This is a genomic window from Pseudomonadota bacterium, from assembly GCA_023229365.1.
Classification (GTDB): Bacteria; Myxococcota_A; Polyangia; order JAAYKL01; family JAAYKL01; genus JALNZK01.
Genome location: JALNZK010000134.1, coordinates 6,679 through 14,896, shown reverse-complemented (window position 1 = coordinate 14,896; position 8,218 = coordinate 6,679). Strand labels below are relative to the sequence as shown.

Genomic DNA, 8,218 nt, shown 5'->3' with positions numbered 1-8,218 from the left:
GCGGACCTGCGTGTCCGCCCCTATGAAACGAAGGGCGAACCCTATGAAACAGAGGGCGAACACATAGGTTCGCCCCTACAACGCGATCGACGCGACTGGTGGCGGGCGAACACATAGGTTCGCCCCCTACTTGTCTTCGTAGTACTCGAGGCCGAGGTGGGTGATCAGCTCCTCGCCGGCCATGTGCCGCAGCGTGTTCTTGAACTTGATCTTCTGGATGTGCAGGTCGTGCTCCGCGTACACGCCCTCCGCCGTCTGCGGGCTCTTGAAGAAGAACGACAGCCACTCCTGGATCCCCTTGAAGCCGGCGCGCTGCGCGAGATCCAGGAACACCGCGAGGTCCGCGACGATCGGCGCCGCCAGGATCGAGTCGCGGCACAGGAAGTCGATCTTGATCTGCATCGGGTAGCCCAGCCACCCGAAGATGTCGATGTTGTCCCACCCTTCCTTGGCGTCGCCTCGCGGCGGGTAGTAGTTGATGCGGATCTTGTGGAACAGATCCTTGTAGAGCTCGGGGAACGTCTCGGCGCTGCAGATCGTGTCGAGCACGCCCTTCTTCGAGACCTCCTTGCTCTTGAACGACTCGGGATCGTCGAGCACCTCGCCGTCCCGGTTGCCGAGGATGTTCGTGGAGAACCAGCCCGAGATGCCGAGCAGCCGGTTCTTGAGCCCCGGCGCGACGATGGTCTTCATCAGGGTCTGCCCGGTCTTGAAGTCCTTGCCGCAGATCGGCACGCCGTTCTTCTTCGCGAGCTCCACCATGCAGGGCACGTCGACGGCCATGTTCGGCGCGCCGTTCGCGAACGGGACGCCCTCCATGAGCGCGGCGTAGGAGTAGAGCTGCGACGGCGCGATCGTCTTGTCGTCCGCATCCAGCGCCTTCTCGAACGTGGCGATCGATTCGTGAATCGGCCCACCCGGACGGTACGCCTCGGTCGACGCCGCCCACACGATGACGACGCGATCGACCTTCTTCTTGAACTCGCGGATATCCGCGCGAAGCTGGTCGGCGAGCTGCCGCCGCGTGCCCTTCTTGATGTGCGTGCCCTCGAGCCGCTTGACGTAGTCCATATCGAACGCGCCCGGCATCGGCCTGAGCGCGACGAGCGCCTCGCGGACGAGCTGGATGTCCTCGTTCTGGAGCACCCCGGCCTTGAGGGCCGCCTCGTAGGCGTTGTCCGGGAAGATGTCCCACGCCGCGAACACGAGGTCCTCGGGCTTGGCGAGCGGCACGAGCTCGTTCAGCTTCACGAAACGGTTCTCCGTGCGCTTGCCGAGCCTCGCCCGCCCCATCCACGCCTGGACGCCGATGGGCTTGCGCATGCCGCGCCGGATCATCTCGACGCCGGCGACGAAGGTCGTGCTGACGGCGCCGAGGCCGACGAGCAGCACGCCGAGCTTTCCGTTCGCGGGTTTGATGTCGAACTTCTTCTTGGTTGTCATGCGGTTGCTATGCCACACGCGTGCGGTTGATTCCAGCGGAATCCTGAGCGCGAGGCTACGGGGTTGCGGCGGTCGCGGGGGGAGGGTTCTGCACGGCGGCGGCGGTCGTGCTCCGGACGATCCAGATGCCCGCGACGAGCGCGGCGAGGGTCAGCCCGAGGAAGAGGCCCGGAGGACCGAAGATCACGTGGAGACTGCGGTTTCGTGTCGTCATATATAATTTGAACAGCACGTGCCGTGCCATGTCCGCAACCCATTGAATTCGCTGAAACCCGTAACTTATCGGCGAGCGAATTCGCGGTCTTTGCGATCGAACAAATAGATTTTTGCTCGAATTGGTGGCACGTCCCGGTGCCATGTCCCGGGCAGCTCAATTCGCGCTCTTCCTGACCTTCGCCGTCGTGGTGCTGACCGCGGTGCACACCTACCTCTGGTTCCGCCTGGTGCGCGACACGCAGATCGCGCCGCCGTGGCGCCTGATCGTCACCATCGGGCTCGTCATCCTCCCCCTGAGCGTCCCCGCCGCGATGGGGCTGGATCACGCGCTCCCGAGCGGGTTCCTGCGCTCCGCCGGGGTGGTGCCGTTCGTCTGGCTGGGCGCCATGGTGCTCCTCGTGTTCTGGTTCGGCGCGACCGATCTGCTCCGCCTCGCGCACCTCGCCGGGGCGAAGCTGGTCGGCCTCGCGCTCGCGCCCGAACGGCGCCTCTTGATCGCGCGAGCCACGGCGCTCGTGGGGATCGTGCTCGTCGCCGCGCTCACGGCAAAGGCGGCCTGGAACGCCGCCCGCGAGCCCGTCGTGACGGCGATCGAGATCCGCGTGGCGAGCCTGCCGCGCGCGCTCGACGGGTTCGTGATAGTCCAGCTGAGCGATCTGCACCTCGGCGGCTCGCGCGGCGATCGCGAGTGGTTGGAGAGGACCGTCGCCCAGGTCAACGCGCTCACGCCGGATCTGATCGCGGTGACCGGCGATCTCGTCGACGCCTCGCCCTCGCACATCCTCGCCGAGGTCGCGCCGCTCGCGGGGCTGCGGGCGCGCCACGGCGCCTACTTCGTCACCGGGAACCACGAGCACTACACCGGGCTCGACGAGTGGCTGCCGGCCTTCCGGCGGCTCGGCCTGCGCGTCCTGCGCAACGAGCGGGTCGTCATCGGGGACGGGGCCGCGTCGTTCGACCTCGTGGGCGTGGACGACCCCGCCGCGCACGGGTTCGGCGGCGCGCAGGTACAGGATCTCGCGAAGGCCACCGCGGGCCGCGATCCGGAAAGGGCGGCCGTGCTGCTCGCCCATCAGCCGAAGATCGCGCGCGAGGCCGCGGGCTTCGGGATAGACCTCGTGCTCTCGGGGCACACGCACGGCGGTCAGATCTGGCCGTTCTCGGCGCTCGTCCGCCTGCAGCAGCCGTACCTGCGGGGGCTCTACGAGATCTCCGCGCGGACGCGGCTCTACGTCACGGACGGCACCGGCACCTGGGGCCCGCCTTTGCGCCTCGGCACGCGCAACGAGATCGCCCGGGTCGTGCTCCGCGCGCGGTGAGCCGCGGCCCGCTCAAGGGGCGCGGGACATGAGCCGCTCGGCCGTTGCGCGCACCCGCCCGTGGCGGATCCGCTGGGACAGCAGGATGGCGCGCAGCCGATCGTACGCGCCGTCCACGTCGTCGTTGACCAGCAGGTAGTCGAACTCCGCGTGATGGGAGATCTCGCCGATCGCGGCCTCGAACCGCCTGTCGAGCGACTCCTTGGTCTCGGTCCCCCGCGACTCGAGCCTTCGCCGCAGCTCGGCGAGGGAGGGCGGGAGCACGAACACCCCGATCGCCTCGGGGTACTTCGTCTTGATCTGCGCCGCGCCCTGGTAGTCGACGTCGAACACGACATCGCACCTGTCCGCCGCCGCCGCGCGGATCTCGGCGTGGGCGGTGCCGTACCGGTTGCCGTGGACGTGCGCCCACTCGATGAACGCGTCGCTCCGGATCATCGCCTCGAACACGGGGGCCTCGACGAAGTGGTAGTCGCGGCCGTCGACCTCGTTGGGGCGCGGCCGCCGCGTCGTGTGCGACACGGAGAAGCGCGTGTCCGAGAACTCCGCGAGGAGCCTGTGGCACAGCGTCGTCTTTCCGGCGCCCGACGGTGACGAGACGATGAGCAGCGCCGGATCACGGGCGTCCATGTTCACTCCACGTTCTGCACGAGCTCGCGGATCTTCTCGAGCTCGGCCTTGAATTCGACCACCGCGTGCGTGAGCTCCGCGGAGGCAGCCTTGGCGCCGATTGTGTTCGCCTCGCGGCCCATCTCCTGGATGAGGAAGTCGAGGCGTCGGCCGACGGGCTCCGCGGAGCCGAGCAGCTTGGACATCTGGTCGCAGTGGCTCGCGAGGCGCGTGATCTCCTCGTTGATGTCGGCCTTGTCCGCCAGGAGCGCGACCTCGGCCTCGAGGCGGCCGGCCTCGAGCGCGACGTCGCCGCCGGCGAGGAGCGCCGCGATCCTCTGCCGCGTCCTGGCGACGATCATCGAGGCGTACCCCGCCGCGAGGCGCGCGAGATCGTCGACGGCGCCGCTGATCCCGCACAGGCGGGCCGAAATCTCCTCGGACATCGCGCGGCCCTCGAGGTCCCGCATCGCCATGAGCCGCGAGAGCGCCCCGCCGAACGCCGCCTCCACGGCTTCCGTGAGCGCGTCCGGCGCGTCGAAGGCCGGGGAGACGAACAGATCCGGCGCGCTCGCGAGCAACGGCAGAAGCTCTCTTCGAGGGACCCCGGAACGCCCGGCGACCGCGTCGAGCTGGGCGAGGTACGACTCGAGGGCCCGCGTGTCGAGGCGCGCGCTCCCGCCGGACGAGCTCTCGTAGGTGGCGACGACGGTGCAGTGGCCCCTGCCGAGAGCGGCGCGGACGAGCTTCTCGAGCTGCGGCTCCGCGGCGGAGAGCTCCTTGGGGACCCGGCTGCGGATCTCGAGGAACCTGTGGTTGACGGCCTTGAGCTCGACGACGAGCCGGCCCTCGCCGAGGGGCGCGCTGCCTATGCCGAAGCCGGTCATGCTGCGCATCGAAGCACCGTTTCGCCTGGGGGCGCTCGGGTCAGTCCCCGATCACTTGAAGAGCGCGTTCAACTTCGCCTTGGCCGCGTTGGCGTCGCCCACCGCCTCGTACTTGCCGTTGCGGTAGAGGAAGTTGGTGCAGTAGTTGATCCGCTCGCGATCGGTGATGTACTCGGCGATGCGCTCGCGGCACTGGTTGTGGTAGCCCGGATCCCAGTACTCGCAGTTCTTGCAGGCGTGGAGATCCGCGCTGCAGTGCGGGCAGGTGTCGGTCCTGGCCATCTTGATGCGGTCGAAATCGATCTCCTTGCCGCACTTGAAACAGTAGTAGTGTCTCTCTTCTACCTTCGGAATGAACATCTGCCGTCCTTCGCCCCTGGCCCGATTCGGTTTCACGCGACCCGAATCTGGGGTAGAAATGGGTCATGTGGAGCATACCAGTTTCGCCTTGCCGCGCAAGCGCTGTGCCCGGACGCAGAGCCGCCGCCGCGTTGTGCGGCATGGCTGCGCTCACGGTGCTCGTCTCGGCCTGCGGCCTGGATCACGATCGCGATACGCCCCCGGCGCTCGTGCTGTCGCCGGCCACCGCCCTCCAGGGCGCGTCCCTGACTGTTCTCCTGACAGCGCCCGGCGTGCCGCTCGCGCAGTGCCAGAGCCTATCGGGCGAGAGCCTCGAGTTCACCTTCAGCGACGCGCCCTCGCAGATCGAGGCGGCGACGCTCGAGGCGATCGACGGCGACACCCTGCGCGCGCGCCTGCTCGTCTCGATGGACGCGGTGCCCGGGGATCACCTCGTCGTCCTGCGCTGCGACCCGCGCACGGATCTCAACGGCATCTTCTCCGTGCGGGAGCGGGTCGGCCCGGCCGCGATCACGCTCGAGCCGCCCGAGGTCAAGGCGGGGTCCTACTCTTTCCAGATCGACATCTTCGGCGAGGAGGTGGCGTTCAGCGAGGAGCTGAGCCACGCGGTGTTCGGAGACGGCACGCACGTCACGGTGAGCAGCTACTCTATCCCGGACGGGATGTCGCAGATGACCGTCAAGGTGGACGTGGATCCGCTCACCCCGGAGGGGCCGATGGAGGTCGGGGTCGTCACGGGGGATCTCGTGGCGCTCGGGGAGATCGAGATCCTGCCGCGGGACACGCCGTGGCTCCTGGTCGAGCCGGACTCGCTGACGCTCAACGCCGACTCCGTGCCGGCCCAGTCGACGCACGTCATCACCGGCAACAGCATCGCGTTCGAGGAGCCGGAGCCCGACGCCGGCGCGGAGGAGGGCGGCACGGTCGTCTCGTTCCCCGAGAACCCGGGGCTGCACGTGGCGAACATCGCCTTCGACGCGCTCGACCCGTCCCGGATGACCATCACCGTCCTCGCGGAGCAGGGGGCCGCCCTGGGGACGACGCCGCTCACGGTCGAGACCGGAGGGGAGATCGTCAGCGCGGCGTTCACCGTCTACCCGCCCGGGGGCGGCGCCGCGTTCCTGACGCTCTCGCCGTCGCACCTCCCGCGCGGCGCGAGCGCGACGACCGTCCTGGCGAACGGCCACTTTGCCGCACCGTTCACGACCGGCGACCCCGGCGCCGAGGACGCCGCCTTCGACGAGGACGGGTGCCACCTCGAGAAGCTCGAGCGCCTGTCGGCCACGGCGCTCGCGGCGGACGTGTCCGTCGACGGCGACTTCGACGGAAAGGCCTGCACCCTGCGCCTCGAGACGTCCTCCGGGCAGCTCGTCGGCAAGCTGGCGATCGTCGCGCCCCTGGCGCCGACCCTCTCGGGCTTCACGACCATCGCCCAGGGCGCGCAGAACGTCTGGATCGCCGTCTCGTCGGTCGAGGTCGAGGGAGTGGAACCCGTGATCTTCGACGCCGAGTCCACCGCCGCGGTCGGGCTCCGCTCCGGCGTCGGCGTCGTGCTGCAGACGCCGTTCGACGGGGGGAAGTCGCTGCTCGTGATCATCAGCCGGGTCGCGGAGGACGCGCCGGTGGGCGAGGCGACGCTCCGGGTCGTGGACGACGGCGCGGAGTACGTCGTCGAGTATTCGGTGATCCCATCGGAGGAGACGCCGAGCAACATCATCGCCGCGCCCGGGACCGTGGTCGGCGGCATGCGGAGCGTGTCGTTCGACCTCGAGAGCGTCGGGGCGGACGGCGACGGCGCGATGGAGTTCGACGCGGGCGCGCCTCCCGAGATCGAGTTCGACACCCCGGCGATCCGGGCGTCCTCGGTGGAGGTGCTCGACGCGCACAACGCCGTCGTGGGCGCCACGGTCCTGCCGTCCGTCGACGTCGACACGGCGGTGATGTACGTGATCTCCGGCGGCCGGAAGGCGGCCGCGTCGTTCCGCGTGCTCCCGGAATCGCGCGCGACCGCGACGGCGGGCGATCCGGAGATCACCCGGGGCTCGAAGGAGAAGATCGTTTTCGTCGGCGCGAAGATCCGCGCGGACTTCTTCGGGGCCCCCGAAATCGTCGGCGAGGTGTTCGAAGGCGCGGGGATCGATGTGCTGAGCGTCGATCTCTATCCGGACAACACGGCGCCGCTGGAGGAGGACGAGCTCTACCTCCAGCTGCGGGTCGCGTCGGACGGCCCGGCCGGCTGGCTCGGAGTGATCCTCACGGACGGGCGCGAGACGGCGGTGCTCCCGCTGCACGTCGCCGGCACGACCGACACCCTGACCATGGCGATGACGGCCGCCACCGCGGACGGCGCGCTCCGCCCGGGGGACGTGGGCGTCGCGGTGAGCGCGATCCTGCCGGCCGCCGCCGCCGGGGGGGGGGCGCCCCCGGAAGCGCGCAGCGTCTCGGACGGCGTCCACGCCCGGCTGGACGCGATCGACGGGACCGGGGCGTCCTTGCTCGTGGACGTCGGCGACGATTTCGAGCCGGCTGAGGAGGGCGCGCCGATCGCGATCGCCGTGCTGACCGGCAAGGGGGCGGCGATCGGGTTCGCCCCGTACGTGTCCTGCGAGGCGGCGGCGCTGAACGAGGCGACGCCGGTCGAGCTCTACCTCGAGCCCGCGGCGAGCCCCGTGGCCCGCGTCGACGCGGATCCGGCGGCCTCGTTCTCGTTCGCGCTCGCGAGCGTCGCCGAGCCGGGGCACGCCGACGCGACCCTCTCCTTGCTGGCCGAGGACGCGCTCTCGTCTCAGGGGGAATCATCGGAGCAGGGGCTCATCTGGTTCGCGGGCAGCGGCGACGTCCAGCGGCTCCTGGTGCGCCCGGACGGGGACACGGCCGGCCTCCCGACGGCCGTGCGGCTCCTCTCGCACGGCGCGGCGTTGACGTACGCGACCGAGGACGAGCTCCCGACGGCGCTCGGCGATCCGTGCGTCGCGCCCACGCTCGTGGCGGGCGAGATCGGCGCGCCGCTGGACGACGACTGGTACGTGCTGGAGGGCGCCTCGTCGTGCCGCGTGACCGCCGCGGTGCTGGCGCGCGCCCTCGGGGACCGCGCCTGGGCGACGCCCGACGCGCTGCTCGCGCTCCACGACAACGTGGGCGGCGTGCCGCTCCTCGACGAGTCCGCGGGCTGGCCCACGGAGTCCGCGCCGGATCCGCGGCTCACCTTCTCCGTCGACTCCGCGCACTCCCGCCTCCTGCGCGTCGCGCCGGAGCTCGCGAGCGCCGGCGTCTACCTCCTGAACCTGCGCCGTGACGGCAGCATCCGCGAGATCTGCGGCGGCGACGGCAGCGCGCCGGCGTTCATCGAGATCGACATCGGTCCCGGGGTCGATCTCGCCGCGT

The 8,218-nt window shown here is 70.0% G+C and carries 7 protein-coding genes; 2 read left to right on the top strand and 5 right to left on the bottom strand.

Annotated elements, in window-relative coordinates; genetic code table 11:
* Nucleotides 1–126: 126 nt before the first annotated feature.
* Together M0R80_27385 and M0R80_27380 are read right to left on the bottom strand one after the other, a co-directional pair.
* Nucleotides 127–1,443, bottom strand: a complete 1,317-nt coding sequence (locus M0R80_27385) for an inositol-3-phosphate synthase (GenBank protein ID MCK9463361.1) — start codon at nt 1,441–1,443, stop codon at nt 127–129.
* 55 nt (nt 1,444–1,498) lie between these two features.
* Nucleotides 1,499–1,657: a hypothetical protein gene (locus tag M0R80_27380; GenBank protein MCK9463360.1), complete on the bottom strand. Its 159-nt coding sequence runs from the start codon at nt 1,655–1,657 to the stop codon at nt 1,499–1,501.
* A gap of 142 nt (nt 1,658–1,799) precedes the next feature.
* Between M0R80_27380 and M0R80_27375 the strand changes: the two genes are divergently transcribed.
* Complete coding sequence (locus M0R80_27375; protein ID MCK9463359.1) at nt 1,800–2,978, top strand: metallophosphoesterase; 1,179 nt, start codon at nt 1,800–1,802, stop codon at nt 2,976–2,978.
* Nucleotides 2,979–2,990: 12 nt separating this feature from the next.
* Here M0R80_27375 and gmk read toward each other — a convergent pair whose 3' ends face one another.
* The 3 genes from gmk to M0R80_27360 are packed head-to-tail and all read right to left on the bottom strand — an operon-like array spanning nt 2,991 to nt 4,834.
* Nucleotides 2,991–3,608, bottom strand: coding sequence for a guanylate kinase (gene gmk, locus M0R80_27370; GenBank protein MCK9463358.1), 618 nt, complete (start codon nt 3,606–3,608; stop codon nt 2,991–2,993).
* Between the two features lie 2 nt (nt 3,609–3,610).
* Nucleotides 3,611–4,483 (bottom strand): YicC family protein, encoded by an 873-nt coding sequence (locus M0R80_27365; GenBank protein ID MCK9463357.1) that lies wholly within the window; start codon nt 4,481–4,483, stop codon nt 3,611–3,613.
* Nucleotides 4,484–4,525: 42 nt separating this feature from the next.
* On the bottom strand, nt 4,526–4,834 hold the full coding sequence (locus M0R80_27360; protein ID MCK9463356.1) for a hypothetical protein: 309 nt from the start codon (nt 4,832–4,834) through the stop codon (nt 4,526–4,528).
* 104 nt (nt 4,835–4,938) lie between these two features.
* Between M0R80_27360 and M0R80_27355 the strand changes: the two genes are divergently transcribed.
* Nucleotides 4,939–8,218: hypothetical protein (locus M0R80_27355; GenBank protein ID MCK9463355.1), on the top strand; the 3,280-nt coding region annotated here is incomplete at its 3' end.

Bases quoted from the DNA above. Each gene is read 5' to 3' on its own strand.
- M0R80_27365 (MCK9463357.1), bottom strand. From the start codon at position 4,483: ATGCGCAGCATGACCGGCTTCGGCATAGGCAGCGCGCCCCTCGGCGAG.
- M0R80_27380 (MCK9463360.1), bottom strand. From the start codon at position 1,657: ATGACGACACGAAACCGCAGTCTCCACGTGATCTTCGGTCCTCCGGGC.
- M0R80_27360 (MCK9463356.1), bottom strand. From the start codon at position 4,834: ATGTTCATTCCGAAGGTAGAAGAGAGACACTACTACTGTTTCAAGTGC.
- M0R80_27385 (MCK9463361.1), bottom strand. From the start codon at position 1,443: ATGACAACCAAGAAGAAGTTCGACATCAAACCCGCGAACGGAAAGCTC.
- gmk (MCK9463358.1), bottom strand. From the start codon at position 3,608: ATGGACGCCCGTGATCCGGCGCTGCTCATCGTCTCGTCACCGTCGGGC.
- M0R80_27375 (MCK9463359.1), top strand. From the start codon at position 1,800: ATGTCCCGGGCAGCTCAATTCGCGCTCTTCCTGACCTTCGCCGTCGTG.